General features: G+C 65.6%; 20 protein-coding genes. 13 read left to right on the plus strand and 7 right to left on the minus strand.

What is annotated here, in order from left to right; translation table 11 throughout:
• Positions 1-112 precede the first annotated feature (112 nt).
• The 4 genes from C8J42_RS09355 (at position 113) to C8J42_RS09370 (ending at position 5,642) form a co-directional block, all read left to right on the plus strand.
• A complete protein-coding gene (locus C8J42_RS09355; protein WP_133019768.1) occupies positions 113-1,249 on the plus strand; it encodes a thiolase family protein in 1,137 nt (378 codons plus the stop codon).
• Complete coding sequence (locus C8J42_RS09360) at positions 1,249-3,576, plus strand: 3-hydroxyacyl-CoA dehydrogenase/enoyl-CoA hydratase family protein (protein WP_133019983.1); 2,328 nt, start codon at positions 1,249-1,251, stop codon at positions 3,574-3,576. Before C8J42_RS09355 ends, C8J42_RS09360 begins: the two co-directional genes overlap by 1 nt.
• 270 nt (positions 3,577-3,846) lie before the next feature.
• Positions 3,847-4,257 carry a DUF2147 domain-containing protein gene (locus C8J42_RS09365; protein ID WP_107953232.1) on the plus strand — a complete coding sequence of 137 codons (411 nt, stop codon included), beginning with the start codon at positions 3,847-3,849 and terminating at the stop codon, positions 4,255-4,257.
• Between the two features lie 50 nt (positions 4,258-4,307).
• Entirely contained in the window at positions 4,308-5,642 is a 1,335-nt protein-coding gene (locus tag C8J42_RS09370; protein WP_133019769.1) for a porin, read from the plus strand.
• A gap of 132 nt (positions 5,643-5,774) precedes the next feature.
• Here C8J42_RS09370 and C8J42_RS09375 read toward each other — a convergent pair whose 3' ends face one another.
• Together C8J42_RS09375 and C8J42_RS09380 are read right to left on the minus strand one after the other, a co-directional pair.
• Positions 5,775-6,302 (minus strand): gamma carbonic anhydrase family protein, encoded by a 528-nt coding sequence (locus C8J42_RS09375; protein ID WP_133019770.1) that lies wholly within the window; start codon positions 6,300-6,302, stop codon positions 5,775-5,777.
• The gene (locus tag C8J42_RS09380) at positions 6,302-8,410 is read right to left on the minus strand and encodes a malate synthase G (protein ID WP_243644227.1); all 2,109 of its coding nucleotides are present in this window, start codon (positions 8,408-8,410) and stop codon (positions 6,302-6,304) included. The genes C8J42_RS09375 and C8J42_RS09380 overlap by 1 nt, the downstream gene beginning before the upstream one ends.
• Before the next feature lie 93 nt (positions 8,411-8,503).
• On the opposite strand from C8J42_RS09380, the gene C8J42_RS09385 reads away from it, so the two are divergent.
• Positions 8,504-9,379 carry a LysR family transcriptional regulator gene (locus tag C8J42_RS09385; RefSeq protein ID WP_133019771.1) on the plus strand — a complete coding sequence of 292 codons (876 nt, stop codon included), beginning with the start codon at positions 8,504-8,506 and terminating at the stop codon, positions 9,377-9,379.
• Here the strand turns inward: C8J42_RS09385 and C8J42_RS09390 are convergent.
• Positions 9,334-9,822, minus strand: a complete 489-nt coding sequence (locus C8J42_RS09390) for a MarR family winged helix-turn-helix transcriptional regulator (protein ID WP_165895465.1) — start codon at positions 9,820-9,822, stop codon at positions 9,334-9,336. The two genes, C8J42_RS09385 and C8J42_RS09390, sit on opposite strands and share 46 nt — an antisense overlap.
• 79 nt (positions 9,823-9,901) lie before the next feature.
• Here C8J42_RS09390 and hppD point away from each other — a divergent pair, with 79 nt between their 5' ends.
• The 5 genes from hppD (at position 9,902) to C8J42_RS09415 (ending at position 14,544) form a co-directional block, all read left to right on the plus strand.
• On the plus strand, positions 9,902-10,972 hold the full coding sequence (hppD, locus tag C8J42_RS09395; protein WP_133019772.1) for a 4-hydroxyphenylpyruvate dioxygenase: 1,071 nt from the start codon (positions 9,902-9,904) through the stop codon (positions 10,970-10,972).
• A gap of 201 nt (positions 10,973-11,173) precedes the next feature.
• Entirely contained in the window at positions 11,174-12,511 is a 1,338-nt protein-coding gene (hmgA, locus tag C8J42_RS09400) for a homogentisate 1,2-dioxygenase (RefSeq protein ID WP_133019773.1), read from the plus strand.
• A complete protein-coding gene (gene maiA / locus C8J42_RS09405; protein ID WP_133019774.1) occupies positions 12,508-13,152 on the plus strand; it encodes a maleylacetoacetate isomerase in 645 nt (214 codons plus the stop codon). Before hmgA ends, maiA begins: the two co-directional genes overlap by 4 nt.
• Positions 13,149-13,514: a Rieske 2Fe-2S domain-containing protein gene (locus C8J42_RS09410; RefSeq protein WP_133019775.1), complete on the plus strand. Its 366-nt coding sequence runs from the start codon at positions 13,149-13,151 to the stop codon at positions 13,512-13,514. Before maiA ends, C8J42_RS09410 begins: the two co-directional genes overlap by 4 nt.
• 55 nt (positions 13,515-13,569) lie before the next feature.
• Positions 13,570-14,544 carry a rhodanese-related sulfurtransferase gene (locus C8J42_RS09415; protein WP_133019776.1) on the plus strand — a complete coding sequence of 325 codons (975 nt, stop codon included), beginning with the start codon at positions 13,570-13,572 and terminating at the stop codon, positions 14,542-14,544.
• 73 nt (positions 14,545-14,617) lie between these two features.
• On the opposite strand, the gene C8J42_RS09420 is transcribed toward C8J42_RS09415, so the two are convergent.
• From C8J42_RS09420 to C8J42_RS09435, 4 genes are read right to left on the minus strand one after another with little or no spacing between them, the layout of a single operon-like run.
• Positions 14,618-15,136 carry an ankyrin repeat domain-containing protein gene (locus tag C8J42_RS09420; RefSeq protein ID WP_133019777.1) on the minus strand — a complete coding sequence of 173 codons (519 nt, stop codon included), beginning with the start codon at positions 15,134-15,136 and terminating at the stop codon, positions 14,618-14,620.
• Entirely contained in the window at positions 15,129-16,298 is a 1,170-nt protein-coding gene (locus C8J42_RS09425) for a glutathionylspermidine synthase family protein (RefSeq protein WP_133019778.1), read from the minus strand. Before C8J42_RS09425 ends, C8J42_RS09420 begins: the two co-directional genes overlap by 8 nt.
• Positions 16,298-17,047: a PspA/IM30 family protein gene (locus C8J42_RS09430; protein ID WP_060525423.1), complete on the minus strand. Its 750-nt coding sequence runs from the start codon at positions 17,045-17,047 to the stop codon at positions 16,298-16,300. Before C8J42_RS09430 ends, C8J42_RS09425 begins: the two co-directional genes overlap by 1 nt.
• Positions 17,048-17,085: 38 nt before the next feature.
• Positions 17,086-17,520, minus strand: coding sequence for a YjfI family protein (locus C8J42_RS09435; protein WP_056049210.1), 435 nt, complete (start codon positions 17,518-17,520; stop codon positions 17,086-17,088).
• Positions 17,521-17,648: 128 nt separating this feature from the next.
• Between C8J42_RS09435 and C8J42_RS09440 the strand changes: the two genes are divergently transcribed.
• From C8J42_RS09440 to C8J42_RS09450, 3 genes are read left to right on the plus strand one after another with little or no spacing between them, the layout of a single operon-like run.
• Positions 17,649-18,290 carry a DUF2491 family protein gene (locus C8J42_RS09440; protein ID WP_133019779.1) on the plus strand — a complete coding sequence of 214 codons (642 nt, stop codon included), beginning with the start codon at positions 17,649-17,651 and terminating at the stop codon, positions 18,288-18,290.
• Between the two features lie 32 nt (positions 18,291-18,322).
• Positions 18,323-18,736: a DUF350 domain-containing protein gene (locus C8J42_RS09445; RefSeq protein ID WP_133019780.1), complete on the plus strand. Its 414-nt coding sequence runs from the start codon at positions 18,323-18,325 to the stop codon at positions 18,734-18,736.
• A gap of 11 nt (positions 18,737-18,747) precedes the next feature.
• A complete protein-coding gene (locus C8J42_RS09450) occupies positions 18,748-19,317 on the plus strand; it encodes a DUF1190 domain-containing protein (RefSeq protein WP_056049223.1) in 570 nt (189 codons plus the stop codon).
• The last annotated feature ends 19 nt before the right edge of the window (positions 19,318-19,336 follow it).

The following is a 19,336-nucleotide window of genomic DNA, read 5'->3' on the forward strand; positions in this document are numbered from 1 at the left end:
TGTGCGTAAGCCATATTGTCGGCCGCTTCACCTTGACGTAAAGGTGAGGTATCGCACCTTAAGGGTAACCCGCAAGCGTTAACCGGGTCGACCGCAATATGAGAGGATCATCGTGACCAACGTCGTCATCGCCGGGTACGCCCGTTCGCCGTTCCACCTCGCCGGCAAGGGTGAACTCGCCCGCGTCCGTCCGGACGATCTCGCCGCGCAGACGATTCGCGGGTTGCTCGACAAGACCGGCGTCGATCCGGCCGAGATCGAGGACATCATCCTCGGCTGCGCGTTCCCAGAGGGCGAGCAGGGCCTCAACGTCGCCAAGCTGATCGCGCAGATCGCCGACCTGCCGATCTCGGTCGGCGGGATGACCGTCAACCGGTTCTGCGGCTCGTCGATGAGCGCGATCCACATCGCCTATGGCCAAATCGCGGTCGGCGCGGGCGAGGCGTTCATCTGTGCCGGCCTCGAATCGATGAGCCGCGTGCCGATGGGCGGCTACAACCCCCTCCCCAACCCCGCGCTCGCGAAGAAGAGCGCTGGCGCGTACATGGGCATGGGCGAGACCGCCGAGAACGTCGCCCGGCAATACCAGATCACGCGCGCCGAGCAGGATGCGTTCGCGGTGAAGAGCCAGGACAAGGCCGCCGCGGCGCGTGCCGATGGCCGGCTGAGCGACGAGATCGTGACGATCCAGACCAAGGCGGGCCCGGTCAGCCAGGACGGCACGATCCGCGCCGGTACGACGACCGAAGCGCTCGCCGGCCTGAAGCCTGCGTTCAGTGCGGATGGCTCGGTGACCGCCGGTACGTCCTCGCCGCTGACCGATGGTGCGTCGGCAGTGCTGGTGACCTCGGAAGAGTTCGCGAAGAAGCACGGCCTGACGATCCTCGCGCGGATCAAGTCGATCGGCGTGTCGGGCTGCGCGCCCGAGACGATGGGGCTTGGTCCGATCGGGGCGTCGAAGAAGGCGCTGGAGCGGGCCGGGATCACCGTCGCCGACCTCGACGTGGTCGAGATCAACGAGGCGTTCGCGAGCCAGGCGATCGCCTGCATCCGCGACCTCGGCCTGAAGGACGAGACGATCAACCTCGACGGCGGCGCGATCGCGATCGGGCATCCGCTCGGTGCGACCGGCGCGCGGATCGTCGGCAAGGCGGCTGCGCTCTTGTCGCGCGAAGGTGGCCGCTATGCGCTGGCGACCCAGTGCATCGGCGGCGGTCAGGGCATCGCTACGGTGCTGGAGCGCGCATGATGGTCGACGCTGTGAAAAAAGTCTGCGTCATTGGCGCAGGCGTGATGGGTGCGGGCATCGCGGCGCAGGTCGCGAACGCCGGCATCCCGGTACTGCTGCTCGACATCGTGCCGCGCGACCTGCCCGAGGGCGGCGATCGCGATGCGGTGGCCAAGGGCGCGGTCGCCAAGATGCTCAAGACCGATCCCGCACCGTTCATGTCGAAGCGCGCGGCCAAGCTGGTCGAGACGGGCAACATCGACGATCATCTCGACCGGGTCGCCGAATGCGACTGGATCGTCGAGGCGATCGTCGAGCGGCTCGACATCAAGCAGTCGCTCTACGCCAAGCTCGAAGCGCTCAAGCGTCCGGGCACGGCAGTGTCGTCGAACACGTCGACGATCCCGCTCGGCAACCTCGTCGAGGGGCGGTCGGACCAGTTCAAGGCCGACTTCCTCATCACGCATTTCTTCAACCCGCCGCGCTACATGCGGCTGGTCGAGATCGTCCGCGGCGCGCATACCGACGTCGCGGTCGCGGAGAAGGTCGAGGATTTCGTCGACCGCTTCATGGGCAAGCGGATCGTGCGGGCGAAAGACACGCCGGGCTTCATCGCCAACCGCATCGGCACCTACTGGCTGGCGATCGCGATCAACGCGGCGATGGACCAGGGGCTGACCGTCGAGGAAGCCGACCAGATCGGCGGCCGTCCGATGGGCGTGCCGAAGACCGGGATCTTCGGGCTGGTCGACCTCGTCGGTGTCGACCTGATGCCATTGTTGTCGAAGAGCCTTTCCTCCACACTGCCGGCCGGCGATCCGTATTTCGATACGGTCCGCCCGCTGCCGCTGGTCGACAAGATGATCGCGGAGGGCTTTACCGGCCGTAAGGGCAAGGGCGGGTTCTACCGCTTCGACAAGGCGACGCGGACCAAGCTGTCGCTCGATCTCGCGACCGGCGAGTACCGTGCGGAAGCGAAGCCCGCGGAGTTGCCAGGCAAGACCGGCAAGGACCTCGCCGCGCTGATCGCCGAGCCGGGCAAGATCGGCACCTATGCCTGGACGATCCTCGGCAGCGTGTTGTCCTACGCGGCGATGCTCGTCGGCGAAGCGGCGGACGATGTCGTCGCGATCGATGACGCGATGAAGCTGGGATACAACTGGAAATACGGGCCGTTCGAGCTGATCGACCGGATGGGCCCCGGCGTGCTCGCCGCGCGCCTTGCTGAAGAAGGTCGCGACGTTCCGGCGATCCTGACGACCGCGGGCGATCGTCCGTTCTACCGCGTCGAGAACGGCCAGCGTCAGTACCTTACTGCCGCCGGTGAGTATGCAGACGTGTCGCGCGCGGACGGCGTCGAACTGCTGGAGGACATCAAGCTCCGTTCGCAGCCGATCCTCACGAACCTGTCGGCGTCGCTCTGGGATGTCGGCGACGGCGTCGCAGCGCTTGAGTTTCACACCAAGATGAACGCGCTCGACGACCAGGTCGTGGTGCTCATCAACGAAGCGATCCCGGTCGTTCGCGAGCGCTTCAAGGCGCTGGTGGTGTATAACGAGGCATCAAACTTCTCGGCGGGTGCGAACCTGGGCGCGGCGATGTTCGCGGTCGGGGCAGGCCTTTGGGACATGGTCGAGGCCAGCGTCTCGGGCGGTCAGCAGGCATATAAGGCGCTCAAATACGCGCCCTTCCCGGTCGTCAGCGCGCCTGCCGGGCTCGCACTTGGCGGCGGGTGCGAGATCCTGCTCCACTCGGACGCGGTGCAGGCGCATGCCGAGACCTACGCAGGCCTCGTCGAGTGCGGCGTCGGGCTCGTCCCCGGCTGGGGCGGCAATGGCGAGATGCTCGACCGCTGGACCAAGTCGCGTACGCTGCCGAACGGGCCGATGCCGGTGCTGACGAAGGTGTTCCAGGCGGTCTCCACCGCTCAGGTCGCTAAGTCGGCGGCGGAGGCGAAGGAGATGATGATCCTGCGCAAGGCCGACGGCATCACGATGAACCGCGACCGATTGCTCGCGGATGCGAAGGCCAAGGCGCTGTCGCTGGTCGACGGCTATGGCGCGCCGGAGAAGCCGACCTTCCGATTGGCGGGCGCGAGCGGCCGGACGGGGCTGAACATGGCGGTGGCGGACTTCCACAAGAAGGGTGTGGCGACCGACTACGACCTCGTCGTCGCGGATCGGCTTGCCGAGGTGCTGACCGGCGGAGAGGCGGATCTGGTCGACACCGTGACCGAGGACCAGTTGCTCGACCTCGAGCGCGCGGCGTTCATGGCGAGCGTGAAGGATCCGCGGACGCAGGCGCGAGTCGTGCACATGCTGCAGACTGGCAAACCACTCCGCAACTAAGACTGTTCCCCCGTGAAAGCGGGGGCCCAGGGTCAAGCAGCGCTCCGTTCGTGAACCTGTGCCCCCGCCTGCGCGGGGGCACACCGTGCGCATGAACACTTTTTCACCGCCCGAAATCAGTAAGAAGACTTGACTTGTCTTCGTACAATTCTAGTCGGGACCGATAACTGCCGTATACGGCAACGAAGTCGCGGTAACGTCGCCGACTTTACGAGATTTCAGCGACCGTACGCATACGGCGCGCCCAACGACACTAGGAGAGGATAGAAGATGTCCCTGTTGATCGCCACCGCCCTGCTTGCCGGCGCGTCCGCCACGCCCGAAACCGTCATCGGCCGCTGGAAGACCGAGACGCACAATGCCATCGTCGAGATCGCTCGTTGCGGCCCTTCGATCTGCGGCAAGATCCTCACCTCCGACGCGCTGCGCGCCAATCCTTCGATGAAGGACGCGAACAATTCCAACACCGCGCTGCGCAACCGCCCGATCCAGGGGATGCAGATGCTTAGCGGGTTCAAGTCGGACTCGGACGGTGTCTGGAGCAGCGGTCAGGTCTACAACGCCGAGGACGGCAAGACCTATAGCGGCAAGATCACGCCGCTCGGTGCGAACCAGTTGAAGTTGCGCGGCTGCGTCTTCTTCCCGCTTTGCAAGACCCAGACTTGGACGCGCGTGCGCTGAGGCGCGGCTTCCACCTCCTTATTATCAGTATAGCTTTCAGGATCTTATCCATGACGTTTCGCACCAAAGCTCCGCTTCTCGCGGTATCCGCGCTCGTGTCCGCCTTCGGCTTCGCCAGCACAGCCTACGCCGACGCCTTCTATCTCCAGGCGCAGTCCGCGCGTGGCGCCGGTCGCGCATTCTCGGGCGAAGGTGCCGATACCGGCCCTGACTCGCTGTGGTGGAACCCGGCCGCGATCGCCGGTATCCGCGACGGCAGCGCGACGCTGAGCGCAAGCGCGATCCTGCCCAAGGGCGACGTCGTCGATACCGGCACGCTCATCGGTCGCCCGACCTTCTCGCCGACGACCGGCCGGCCAACCGGGTTCAACTATGTGCCGGTCGGCGGCAACGGCACCTCGAGCGATCCGATCAACAAGGGCGTCGTTCCGTCGGGCGCGATCGCCTATCCGCTGACCGACCGGATCGCGATCGGCGTCGCGGTGACGTCGCCCTTCAGCTTCACCACCAATTACGAAGCGAACAGCTGGGCACGCTACAGCGCGGACAAGACCCGGCTGCGGACGATCGACATCCAGCCGTCGATCGGCGTTGCAGTGACCGACTGGCTCCGCGTCGGCGGTGCGCTGAACGTCGAATATACCGATGCGACACTGAACAACGCGCTCCCCAACCTGTCGGCGGCGCTGCCCGACGGCTTCCAGGAGCTGAAGGGTGACGGCTGGGACTTCGGCTGGACCGCAGGCGTTCAGCTTCACAACGACTTCGCGACCGTCGGCATCAGCTACAAGTCGAGCATCCGCCACAATCTGAAGGGCAGCCTGAACGTCACCGGGCTGGTCGGTCCGCTGGCAAGCTCGAACGTTTCGATCGATGGTGCCAAGGCGAGCTTCAACACGCCGGGCCAGGTGATCGTCGCCGGCCGCATCCGCGCCACCAACGCGCTGACGCTCAATGCGCAGGTCGTCGCGTACAACTGGAGCAAGTTCGACACGATCGATCTCGGCGCCCCGCTGAACACCGCGATCCCGGAAAACTACCAGGACAGCTGGAGCCTCGCGGGCGGCTTCGACTACGCCGTCACCCCCAAGGCGACGATCCGCGCGGGTGTCCAGCGCACCAAGACACCGACGCAGGACGGCTTGCGCGATGCCCGCGTACCCGACGCCGACCGCTGGACCTATGCGGCGGGTGGGTCGTACCAGTTGACCTCGCGCATCGCGCTCGACGCCGCCGCGCAGTATGTCGATTTCGAAAACACCACGATCGACCGCAGGACGGCTGCCTATGTCAATACCGCCGCACAGACGAACATCCTGACCTCGGGCGCACTTCGCAATGCGTCGGCCGTCGTGCTGTCGCTCGGTGGCCGGCTGAGCTTCTAACTAATAATCCTCCCCCGCCAGGGGGAGGTGGCTGGCACTTGCCAGACGGAGGGGGAGGCAGGCGACAACGTCTGTTCCGTATCCTCCCCCTCCGTCGCCTTCAGCGCCACCTCCCCCTGGCGGGGGAGGATTCTAAACTGCGACCAACCTCAGTCCTTCGGCATAAGTGCGCTGTTTTGCCGCATAAGCCGCGGCGGACAGTTTTAGTCCGGCAATCGCCTCCGGGGAGAGTTCGCGCACTGCCTTTGCCGGCGCCCCGACGATCATGCTCCCGGCAGGAAACACCTTCCCCTCGGTCACCAGCGCGTTCGCTCCGATCAGGCAATCGTCGCCGATCACCGCGTTGTTGAGTATCGTCGCGCCCATCCCGACCAGCACGTTGCTACCGATCGTGCAGCCATGCAGGATCGCGTGATGGCCGATCGTGCAGCCTTCGCCGACGGTCAGCGGCGCGCCGGGATCGGAGTGCAGCATCGCGCCCTCCTGGATATTGGTCTGCGCACCGACGAGGATCGGCGTATTGTCCGCACGGATCACGGCCCCGAACCAGACGTTAGCCCCCTCCCCCAGCCGCGCGTCGCCGATCACGTCGGCGGACGGCGCGACCCAGACGTCGTCAGCCAGCGTCGGTCGTTTACCCTCGATCGCGTAGAGTGGCATCAGGCGGCGTCCCTTTCCTTTGCCCGCGCGCGAAAGGCGTGGAGCAGCGGTTCGGTATAACCGCTCGGCTGCGTCAGGCCATCGAACACGAGCGCGCGGGCGGCCTGGAACGCGAGGCTCTCGTCCTCGTGCCCCGCCATTGGCCGGTACACCGGATCGCCCACATTCTGCGCATCGACCTTCGCCGCCATCCGCCGCAACGCCGCGTCCGCTTCGTCGGGCGTGGCGATGCCATGGAGCAGCCAGTTCGCCATGTGCTGCGAACTGATCCGCAGCGTCGCGCGGTCCTCCATCAGGCCAATGTCGTGGATGTCGGGCACCTTAGAACAGCCGACGCCTTGATCGACCCAGCGCACGACATAGCCGAGTATGCCTTGCGCGTTGTTCTCCAGCTCCTCGCGCACCTCGTCCGGCTGCCAGTTGTGGCCGGTCGCCACCGGAATCGTCAGCAGCGCATCGAGCGAGGCAATCGGCTCGGCCTTCCGCTCCGCCTGCCGCGCGAAAACGTCGACGCGGTGGTAATGCGTCGCGTGCAGCGTCGCGGCGGTCGGTGACGGCACCCAGGCGGTGTTCGCGCCGGTCATCGGATGCGCGATCTTCTGCTCGAGCATGTCCGCCATACGGTCCGGCGCCGCCCACATGCCCTTGCCGATCTGCGCCTTGCCGCTGAGCCCGCAGGCGAGCCCGATCTGGACGTTGCGATCCTCATACGCCTTGATCCACGACGAAGCCTTCATGTCGCCCTTGCGGATCATCGGGCCGGCGCGCATCGAGGTGTGCATCTCGTCGCCGGTGCGATCGAGGAAGCCGGTATTGATGAATACCACGCGGTACTTCACCGCGGCAATGCACGCGGCGAGATTGGCGGACGTGCGCCGTTCCTCGTCCATCACGCCGACCTTGATTGTGTGGCGGGCCAGCCCGAGCAGGTCTTCGATCGCATCGAACAGCCGATTGGTGAACGCGGCCTCGTCGGGGCCGTGCATCTTTGGCTTGACGATATAGATCGAGCCCGCGCGGCTGTTGCGGATCGGGCGCGTGCCGTTCAGGTCGTGCAGCGCGATCAACGACGTGACGATGCCGTCGAGGATGCCTTCGGGTGCCTCATTGCCGTCAGCGAGCAGGATCGCAGGCGTGGTCATCAGGTGGCCGACGTTGCGCACGAACGTCAGGCTGCGGCCGGGGAGCGTGAAAGCGCTGCCGTCGGGTGCGGTGTAGTGGCGGTCCGGTTCGAGCGCCCGCGTAACTGTGCGGCCGCCCTTTTCGAAGCTCGCGGTAAGGTCGCCCTTCATCAGCCCTAGCCAATTGGCGTAGGCGGCGACCTTGTCTTCGGCATCGACCGCCGCGATCGAATCCTCCAAATCGGCGATCGTGCTCAGCGCGGATTCGAGCACGACGTCGGCGAGGTTCGCAGGGTCGTCGCGACCGATCGGATGCTCAGAGTCGATCACGAGTTCGATGTGCAAGCCGTTGTGACGCAACAGGATATTGTCGCCAGCATGCCCGACAAGCTGACTCGGATCAACAAGTTGAAGCGTGCCACCGGTCCAGCCGGTCCACGACCCGCTCGCCAAGGGCACGGCATCGTCGAGAAACGCCTTTGCCCAGGCAATCACCCTTGCGCCTCGCGCGACGTCATAGCCCTTACCAGACGCTGCACCTAGGATCGCATCGGTGCCGTAGAGCGCGTCGTACAGGCTCCCCCACCGAGCGTTCGCGGCGTTCAGCAGGAAGCGGGCGTTGAGGATCGGCACCACCAATTGCGAGCCGGCGAGCGAGGCGACTTCCGCGTCGACGTTGGTCGGGGCGACCGCGAACGGCGCAGGCTCGTCGACGAGATAGCCGATCTTGCGCAGGAACGCCTGGTACTCGGGCTGGTCGATCGGCTTGCCGGCACGAGCCTTGTGCCAAGCGTCGATCTTCGCCTGAAGGTCGTCGCGGACACTTAGCAGCGCTGCATTCTCAGGCGCGAACCGGCCGTAGATGTCGGACACGCCGTGCCAAAACGCCGCGGCGTCAAGCTCAGTCCCCGGCAACGCCTGCGTTTCGATGAAGTCCACCAACGATGCGGCGACCTTCAGGCCTGCCTTTTCGATCATCTTGGCCATGCTGCTCTCCTATGCTCTGTCAGGACGATAGACGCCCGCCACCTTCGCCACTAGACATCATAAACCGAAAGCTGTTGATCGCCTGGAGAACGAATGGATCCCGATATCGTCCTCTTCGCCGAAGTCGTCCGCACCGCCAGCCTCAGCGCGGCGGGGCGTTCGATGGGTATCTCGCCGGCGATGGTCTCGAAACGCATCGCGCGGCTGGAGGCCCGGCTGGGCGTGCGGTTGCTCAACCGGACGACGCGGCGGCTCGACCTCACCGCACGCGGCGCAGCGTATCACCGCGACATGGTGGAGATCCTCGCGGCGATCCGCGACGCAGAGGCGCGCGTGTCGGACCGTACGGATACGCCGGCCGGACCATTACGGGTCAGCGCACCTACGTCGTTCGGCCGCCTCCACATCGCGCCGCACCTCAAGCCGTTCCTCGACGCATATCCGGCAATCGAACTCGATCTCGACCTGTCGGACGGCTTCTCGGATGTGATCGGCGACCGGCTCGACCTCGCGATCCGGATCGCGCCTGCCGTGCCGCCAAGCCTGACCGGCCATCGCCTCGCCGACAGCCGTCGCGTCCTCTGCGCTGCTCCGAGCTACAGCGCGCCGTGCGACGCGGCCGATATTACGGAACACCGCCTGCTTGCAGCGAAAGGCCAGATGCCGTGGCGCTTGGCCGGACCCGATGGCGACGTCACGATCGACCGCCCGAGTTACGTCGCGACCAACTCCAGCGAAGTCGTCCGCGAACTCACGCAGGCTGGCGTCGGCATCGCGCTGCGCTCGCTGTGGGACGTGAGCGCGGACCTTTCGAGTGGCCGCCTCGTCCGCATCCTGCCGGAACTGGCCGGGTCTGCGGACGTCGGAATCTATGCAGTGCATGCGCGCGGCCCGGTGTCGTCGGGTACCGCTGCACTACTCGATTATCTGCGCGGTCTCTGGTCGCCGACGCCGCCGTGGGAGTCCTGAACGAGGTCGATCGTCACCGCATCGATCCGTCTCAGCATCGCCACGAACTGCTCGACCTCCGCCCCTGAGAACCCCGCAAAGATTCGCTGCTCCAAATCGAGCGCCTTCGGTGCGACAGACGCATAGAGCGTGTGACCGTCGTCGGTCAGCCTCAAAAGATGCGAGCGGCGATCCTCGGGGTTCGCATGCCGCTGCATCAGCCCGCGTTCGACCAGCGCGATCGCCGCGCGGCTGACGGTCACCTTGTCCATGCGGGTCTGCTGGCCGACCTGCTGCTGCGTGATGCCGTCCGCCTCGGCGACCACAGCGACCAGCCGCCACTCCGGAATCGTCAGCCCGAACAGCGCCTCGTACGTATCCGCCACCGCCTCACTGACTAGGTTCGAGGTGATCGACAGGCGATACGGGACGAAATCGTCCAGGACGAGTGCGCGGTCAGCCATGTTGAAATCGTAACGATTGACACCAGTTGTTCAACCCGCCAGATTGGTAACAACGGATACCAATTGTCAGGATGTGATCATGGACCATATGGACGTAAACCCGATGGGTCTCGACGGGTTCGAGTTCGCCGAATTCACCTCGCCCGATCCCGACCGGATGGCCGCGCAGTTCGAGCAGTTCGGCTTCGTCGCCGCCTCGACTCACCCGACCAAGGCCGTCACGCGCTACAAGCAGGGCCGCATCAACCTGTTGCTCAACCGCGAGGACGGTGGTCATGCGGCGGCGTTCCGTGCCGATCATGGCCCGTCGGCGAGTGGCATGGCGTTCCGGGTCCATGACGCCAAGGAAGCATTCGACGCAGCCCTCGCACGCGGCGCCAAGGCGGCCGATGCCAGCATGGGCGCGCTCGGCGAGGGTAGTTATGTGCTCGAAGGGATCGGCGGTTCGCTGCTGTATCTGGTCGACAAGCATGGCGCGGCCGGCAGCCTGTACGACGACTGGAATCAGGTTCCGGGCGCGGCTGAAGCCGAGGCGGAGAACAACGTTGGTCTCGACCTGCTCGACCACCTCACGCACAACGTGAAGCGTGGCCAGATGCGGACCTGGGCGGAGTTCTACGGCCAGATCTTCGGCTTCGAAGAGCAGAAGTATTTCGACATCAAGGGCAAGGCGACCGGTCTGTTCAGCCAGGCGATGATCGCCCCCGACCGCGCGATCCGCATCCCGCTGAACGAGAGCCAGGACGACAAAAGTCAGATCGAGGAATTCATCAAGGATTATAACGGCGAGGGCATCCAGCATCTGGCGCTGACCACCGATGATATCTTCGAGACGGTCGAGAAGCTGCGCGCGCGCGGCGTCAAGCTGCAGGACACGATCGAGACCTATTACGAGCTGGTCGACAAGCGTGTCCCGAACCACGGCCATGACCTCGAACGCCTGCGCCGCAACCGCATCCTGATCGACGGCAATGTCGGCGAGGAAGGGCTGTTGCTGCAGATCTTCACCGAGAACATGTTCGGGCCGATCTTCTTCGAGATCATCCAGCGCAAGGGGAATGAAGGCTTCGGCAACGGCAATTTCCAGGCGTTGTACGAGAGCATCGAGCTCGACCAGATTCGCAGAGGCGTGATCACAGTCGACGCCTGAAGACTTAAAACCCTCTCCTTAGGGGAGGGGGAAAGGCGCGCGAGCGCCGAGGGTGAGGGCACGCGCGACACCAGCACGTGCCCTCACCCTTCCGCCGTGCAGCGCGCGTCTCCCTCCCTCTCCCCGAGGGAGAGGGAAAGGAAAGAGTTTGAACGGCCGGCGGTTCGGGCGTTGATCGGAACAGGTGACGGAGAGGAAGCCATGACAATTCACCAGCCGACCAATGCCGCAGGCGAGACCGCCGGCCAGACCGAAGACCACGCGGCGTACCAGCCCGGCTTCGGCAACCACGTATCGACTGAGGCGATCCCCGGCGCGCTGCCGATCGGCCGCAATTCGCCGCAGCGGCCCGCGTTCGGTCTTTATACCGAGCAGCTCTCCGGCACCGCGTTCACCGCACCGCGCCACGAGAACCGTCGCAGCTGGCTCTACCGGATGCGCCCGACTGCCGAGCATTCGCCGTTCGAGCGCTATGCGGGGGCGAAGCGGTTCGCGCCTGGCACCACCGGCGCGCCGCTCGCGCCCAATCGCCTGCGCTGGGATCCGATCGAGGCGCCCGCTCCTGGCACCGACCTGATCGACGGCATGACGACGATGCTCGCCAACCGCGACCCCGCCGATCTGGAAGGCGTCGCGCTCCACGTCTACGCTGCCAACACCGACATGACCGCGCGGGTGTTCATGGACGCAGACGGCGAACTGCTGTTCGTGCCGCAGGCTGGACGGCTACGACTGCTGACCGAACTCGGCCGGATCGACATCGCGCCCGGCCAGATTGCGCTGATCCCCCGCGGCGTTCGCTTCCGCGCCGAACTCCCCGATGGCGAAGCGCGCGGCTATGTCGCGGAGAACCACGGCGCGCTGTTCCGCTTGCCCGATCTCGGCCCGATCGGCGCCAACGGGCTGGCAAACCCGCGCGATTTCGAGACGCCGGTCGCTTGGTTCGAGGATCGCGACGAGCCGGTCGAGGTCGTCCAGAAGTTCATGGGATCGTTGTGGACCACGACGCTCGATCACTCGCCGCTCGACGTCGTCGCGTGGCACGGCAATCTTGCACCGTGGCGGTACGACCTGTCGCGGTTCAATACGATCAACACGGTCAGCTTCGATCATCCCGATCCGTCGATCTTCACGCTGCTGACCTCGCCAAGCGACGTGCCCGGCCGCGCGAACGCCGATTTCGTGATATTCCCGCCACGCTGGATGGTCGCCGAGGGTACGTTCCGGCCGCCCTGGTTCCACCGTAATGTCATGTCCGAAGCTATGGGGCTGATTACCGGCGCCTACGATGCGAAGGCCGAGGGGTTCGCGCCGGGCGGTATCTCGCTGCACAACCTGATGTCGGGCCATGGCCCCGATCTGGCGAGCTGGCAGGGCGCGAGTGCGGCGGACCTGAAGCCGCACAAGATCGACGGGACGATGGCGTTCATGCTGGAGAGCTGCTGGCCGTACAAGCCTACCGCCTATGCGCTCGAGCATTCGCAACTCGATTATGATGCGGTGTGGTCGGATTTCCCCAAGGCGATTCTGCCGAAGTGAGCCTTACTCTGCACGGCTATTGGCGCTCGACCACCGCCTACCGCGTTCGTATCGCGCTTGCCCTGAAGGGCGTGGCGTATGCGCAGGTCACGCACGACCTTCGCAAAGGCGCGCAACGCGAGGCGGGCTATCGTGCGCTCAATCCACAGGGCCTGGTGCCGGCGCTGGAGATCGACAACGCGGTCTTCACGCAGAGCCCCGCGATTCTTGAATGGATCGACGAGACCTATCCCGATCCACCGCTGCTCCCCGTTGGCGCGAATGATCGGGCGATCGTCCGTGCGATGGCCGCGACGATCGCCTGCGACATTCACCCGGTGAACAATCTTCGTATCCTGAACGCCTTGCGCGTCGGGTTCGGGGCAGACGAGGCGGCGGTGAACTACTGGATCGCGCGCTGGATCGGCGACGGTTTCGCAGCGCTCGAGACGCAGATCGCGCACCATGGCGACGGCTTCGCGTTCGGCGCGACACCGACGATCGCCGATTGTCATCTCGTGCCGCAAGTCTATTCGGCCGAGCGGTTTGCGGTCAATCTCTCGCCTTACCCGAAGCTCAAGGCGGCGGCAGAGAACGCCCGCGCCCTCCCCGCCTTCGCCGCCGCCCACCCTGACTGCCAGCCGGACGCCGACCTCGCATGAGCGAAGGCGAACGGCTGACCGCGACGCCGGGCGGGATCAAGCTCGCGCCGCTCGACGCGATTGCGAACGGCAAGGCGCGGAACTTCGTACTCCAGATGCGTGCGGGCCGCTTCCACGGCTTCGTCGTGCGCAAGGACGACGCGGTGTTCGGTTATGTCGATCGCTGCCCTCATATGGGCCTGCCGCTCGCACAAATGCTCGACGACTATCTCACGCCGCGCGGCGACTTGATCGCGTGCAGCTGGCATTCCGCGCTGTTCGAGATCGACAGCGGCGGGTGCGTTGGCGGACCGTGCGGGGGAGCGCGACTGACGCCTTGGCCGGTCGCGGTAGTCGACGGGATGATCGTCACCGCAGGCTGACGCGGCGGGCGACTTGCGCTAAGGGAGCGCACCTCCTCCCCTGCACGATGAACCGATGACCGAAACCCTGCCCATCCGCGTCGTGGCGCTGTACCGCTTCACGCCGTTCGCCGACATCGCCGCGATCCAGCCACCGCTTGCGCTCGCGTGCTGTTCGAACGGGGTGAAGGGGACGCTGCTGCTCGCCGCCGAGGGGATCAACGGGACGATCGCCGGGTCCGAGGCCGGCATCGACGCGGTGCTCGCGCATATTCGCGCGCTGCCAGGCTGCGCCGATCTCGACGTGAAGGAATCGCGCGCGGAGACGATGCCGTTTCACCGGATGAAGGTTCGGCTGAAGCGCGAGATCGTAACGATGGGCGAGCCCGCGATCGATCCGTTGGAGGGCGTCGGCCACTACGTCGAGCCCGAGGACTGGAACGCGCTGATCGCCGACCCGGGAACGATCGTGATCGACACGCGCAACGACTACGAGGTTGCGGTCGGCACGTTCGCCGGCGCGGTAGATCCGCAGACGCGGACCTTCCGGGATTTTCCGGCTTGGTTTCGCGCGCACCGCGACGAACTGGTTGGGAACGGGCCGCCGCCGAAGATCGCGATGTTCTGTACCGGGGGGATACGGTGCGAGAAGTCGACTGCGTTCCTGAAGGCCGAGGGGCTGGACGAGGTGTATCACCTCAAGGGCGGCATCCTGAAGTACCTGGAGACCGTGCCCGAGTCGGAGAGCCTTTGGGAGGGAGAATGTTTCGTGTTCGATCAGCGGGTTGCGGTTGGACATGGGCTTGCGCTCGGAAGTCATGTGCTGTGCCATGCGTGCCGGATGCCGGTGAGTGTGGAGGACCGTGCCTCGCCGCTGTATGTCGAGGGGGTGAGTTGCCCGGCGTGTCATGACGCGCGGGACGAGGTGCAACGGGCGGGCTATGCGGAGCGCGAGCGGCAGGTACGGCTGGCTGAGGCTCGGGGTGAGGCGCATGTCGGGGCGGTGTTGCCTAAGACTCGTGCCGGTGCCGAGCGAGAGGCTGACGACTGACAGAAGTTTGTTCATCCGCGAAGGCGGGTGCCCAGTCTGGCACCCACCTTCGCGGGTGAACAACTTGAGGGGGCTAGCCGGTCGTTGCGAAGCGCTTGGCCAACATCGCGTTCCCCTGCGACACCGCCAGCGAGTGTACGGTGTTCCCTGCCGCATCGACGATCGCCGGGTCCGCGCCGTGCTCCATCAACAGGTCGATGATCGCCGTCTTGTTCACCAACGCCGCCATCATCAGCGCGGTCTGGCCGACGCCATTCCGCCGGTTCACGTCCGCACCAGCATCGAGCAAAATCTGCGCGATCTCGGTATAGCCCTTGAAGCAGACGCCCATCAGGGCGGTGTTGCCGCGCGCGTCCCCCGCGCCATCGACCTGCGCACCGGCCGCGAGGAGCGCCGCGGTGGCCTCGGCTTGGCCGTTGTAGCTGGCGATCACCAGCGGCGTGTAGCCCTTCGCGTCAGTCACCTCGATATCGACCCCCGCCTGCAACAGCGCCGGGATCATCTCGTCGCGCCCCGTCCGCGCGGCGTCTAACATCAGTTCGACCAGCCGTTCCATCGGTGGCAACGGGGGTAGCTCAAGCGCGTCAGTCATCATTCGCCTCGATGATATGCGGCACGAACCGCGCGAGATTGCGCGTCACGACCGTTTCATCTTCCCGAACGCCGATCCCCGCGGCTTCGTTGCCGACCATCCACGCGCCGATCACCGGATGGCGGCCGTCGAACACGGGTGGAGGCGCATACGCCTGCCGGATCGCACCCTCGACGCCATAGCCCTGATCGAGAACCGCATGGCCGTCCTCGCCGATCACCTCGACGTTCGCGCCCTCGCGCGAGAACAACGGCTTGCGCACGTATTTCGGCCCTAGGATCTTGGCGGCGGGATCGTTGTCGAAGAACGCGGGGAGCAGGTTCGGATGCTCGGGATGGCGTTCCCACAGCAACGGGAGGATGCCCTTGTTCGACAGGATCGACTTCCATGCCGGTTCGATCCAGCGCACGTCGGCGCGCGACAGGTTCGGCGCATAAGGCTCGCGGAGCATGAACTCCCACGGATACAGCTTGAACGCGGCCTGCACCTCGAAGCCGTCGGTGTCGACGAAGCGCCCATCGGCGGCGAGGCCAATATCCTTCATCTCGACGAACTTCGGTTCGATGCCGACCTGCGACGCCAGATCCTCGAAGAACCGCACCGTCTGGCGATCCTCGATCGCCGACGCATCCGCCGCGAAATGGACGAAGCCGCCGCTCGGAAACAATGCACGGAACCGCTCGCGTAGCTTGTCGAACAGGCTGTTGAACTGATCGGTCCCCGCCGGCAACGCATCGCTCGCGAGCAGATCCTCAAGCCACATCCACTGGAACGTCGCGCATTCGAACACCGACGTCGGCGTATCGGCATTATACTCGTAGAGCTTGGCCGGCCCCGTCCCGTCATAGGCGAAGTCGAACCGCCCGTAGAGCGACGGCTGGCGCGTCCGCCACGTTTCCGCGACGTAGTTCCACTGCTCGCGCGGGATCGCGAGGCGTTCCATCAACTGCTGGTCGCGGACCACCTCGTCAACCAGATCGAGACACATCGCGTGCAACTGTTCCGCGGCGGGTTCGAGGTCGTTCTCGATCTCCGCCAGCGTGAAGGCGTATGCCGCGCCCTCGTCCCAGTACGGTTCGCCATCCGTGTCGTGATAGACGAACCCGATCGCGTCGGCCCGTTCGCGCCAGTCGCCGCGCGGGTCGACCGCGATCCGGCGCATCAGGAGTCCGACGTCTTGGAGTCGTCGCGCTGCCCGATCTGCAGCGTCTGGCCGAGTTCCGGCGTCTTCGGCGCGGTCAGGCGCGCGAGCACGTCGTCCGCGGACGACTGCCCCGGTCCGATGCCTGCCAGCCGCAGCTTCTCGTCGAGGTCGGCGCCGGTGCGTCGGTCTTCCAGTTCGCCCGCCGCCTTGATCCGCTCGCCACGGATCGCCTGGCGTTCACGAATACGCGCGAGGCTGTCCGCAGCCGAGCCGAGCTTGTTGCCTGCACCCATGCTGCCCGACGCGACCGAGGCCTGCGCCTTCTGCACCGACTCGTTGACCTTGACGACCTCGACCTCGCGGCGGAGCTGTTCGATCTTGCGGTCGGTCTGCGCGACGGCGGTGTGGATCTGCTCCTCGGCGGCGCGCATGTCCTCGACTTGCGGAGACTTCAGCGCGATGTCCTGTTCGAGATCGGCGATCCGCTGCGCGACCTGGCGCGCGAGATCCATGTTGCCCTTCTCGACAGCGATCCGCGCCGAAGCCTCGTACTTGGTTGCCTGAGCACGGAAGCTCTCGACCTCGGTTTCGAGGATACGGCGACGCGCTACCAGCCCCGCGAGATCGTCGCGTGCCTTGCCTTGCGCCTTGTCGGCATCGCGAATTTCCTGGTCGAGGATACGCAGCGCGTTCGCGTCGACGACCGCCGCGCCCGCCTCGTGCGCACCGGCGCGACCGAGGGTGAAAAGCTTGCTCCAGATGGCCATGCCAGTCTCTCCGTTTGTATCTAAATCAGGCGATGACGTCAGGCTGCCGGGATCTGCGCGTGGCGCAGGTCGGTGGCCGCATCGATCGCATTCTCGGCAAGCGTGCGCAGTTCGATGATCACGGTATCGAGCCGGCTCGACGTCGCGAGTTCGCCGAACAACTCGTAATAATCGCGGCCATCGACCGTGCCGATCCCGAAGTTCGACAGCGGCACCAGCTTCTGCGACTTCAGCAGGAAGGTGTTGAACGCCAGCTGGTCCTCCTGCTCGTCGCACGGCCACAGCAAGGTCGAGCACGCGATCTGCGCCTCGCTGACGTTGACGAACAGTTCGAGGTCGCCGTGGTGGTGCATCGTCACCAGCAAGACCGGGTCCGCGCCCTCCAGGATCCGAGCGGAAAACTCGCCGGCTTTCGCAGGCTCGGACGTGTCGAGCGCGGCCTTCAGGCTGCGGACGGTCCAGATGTCGGTCAATGCAAGAACTCCCGTGCTTGTCGCTCGCGCAGACACATAGGCGCAGGCGAAGGGCGCGCCAATGGCGCTTTGCGACGGCTCGCGCTTTGGCCTAAGAGGCACGCCAACCACAGAGACGCGAGGATTGCATGTTCGATCGCCTGTTCGGCCGCAAGCCCGCGCTTGATGGCAACGCCCTGCCCGTAGTCCGCAACGTCACGCTGGGGCGCACGGTGACGGTCGATCCGCTGGCGTGGCGTAGGTTCGGCTCGGAGCTGCTGTTCCCGTTCGACCGCGATACGCTGGTGATCGTCGCGCAGGGGCTGATCGACCTCAACGAAGGCGGCTTCGTCCACCGGTTCTACACCGACGACGACATCATGTTCCAGGCGGTGTCGAACGACCGCGACGGACAGGACGTCACCGATGTCACGCTGTTCGCGCCATGGGACAGCAGCTATCCGTCGTCCGCCGCCGAGCGCCCGGCGTGGAAGAGCCGGCTCAAGGCACGCACCTTCACCGCCGAGGGGCTACCCGAATACAGCCGCGCATGGTTCGGCCCCGAAGCCAGCGAGCAGGAGCCCGTGACGTTCTGGGAAGAACTGCACGACGACCGCGACGGGATCGTCGACCGCCGCATCTTCCAGACCTGCATGCTGTTTAGCCGCGACCTGCCGGGCGACGACGGCCGCGAATTGCTGCTCGCGATCGACATGGAGACCAAGTCCGGCGACGTTTCGTTCGAGATCATGCTGGGCGTGGCACTGGAACTCGGCGAGTTCAGGGCCTAGCGTCGCGCGCAGACGGCTCCGGGGGAAATGCCATGATCGACCAATACAGCTTCGGCGCCAGCGCGCTCGCCTTCCTGATCGCGTTCGTCGCGGCGGGTGCGTTCACGATACTGTTCAAGGTCGTCTACCAGGTCGCGACGCCGTATCACGAGAAGTCGCTGATCCGCGAAGGCAACACCGCCGCGGCGATCACACTCGGCGCGGCGCTGCTCGGCTATGTCCTGCCGCTCGCCTCTGCGCTGACGCATACCGTCTCGCTGGTCGAGTTCGCGGTGTGGGCGTTGCTGGCGGGCGTGATCCAGATCGTCACGTTCCTGGTGGTCCAGCATTTCGTGATGCGAGACTTCAACGACCGGATTGTCCGCGGTGAAATCGCGGCGGCGACCTATATGGGCAGCATCTCGCTGTGCGTCGGCATCCTCAACGCCGCCTGCATGACGAACTGAAGGGCATAGCGATGAAGCGTTCCAGATCGATCGTCCTCACCAGCCTGATCGCAGGCTCGGGAATCTCGCTGACCGCGTGCGACGGCGATGTCGGCGGCAAGCCCGTCGAGGCGCAGAGCTATGCGTCGGTGCAGGAGTGCCGCGCGGCGGGTGCTTTGTCCGCGGTCCAGTGCGATACCGCGTTCGAGCAGGCCAAGGCCGATGCCGCGAAGACCGCGCCACGGTTCCAGGACCGACAGACCTGCGAAGAACAATATGGCGCCGCGCAGTGCGAGCCGCGCAACAACGGCAGTGGCGGAAGCTTCTTCACGCCGCTGCTGACGGGCTTCCTGGTCGGGCAGGCGCTCAACGGCGGCTTCGGCAACCGCGGCGCACCGATGTACCGCGACCGCGACGGCAATTATTACGGTGGCGCTGGTGGGCGGATCAACCGGGACTATGTGACGGGCCGTACCCGCGTCGGCTCCGACGCCTTCACGCCGACCACCGCCAGAGCCCCTGCCCGCGTCCAGTCGCGCAGTTCGGTGATCTCGCGCGGTGGCTTCGGCGGCGGCTTTGGTGGTCGCAGCTTCGGGGGGTAACGCGGCCGCTACCCCCTTC

The organism is Sphingomonas sp. PP-CE-1A-559, from assembly GCF_004340965.1.
Classification (GTDB): domain Bacteria; phylum Pseudomonadota; class Alphaproteobacteria; order Sphingomonadales; family Sphingomonadaceae; genus Sphingomonas.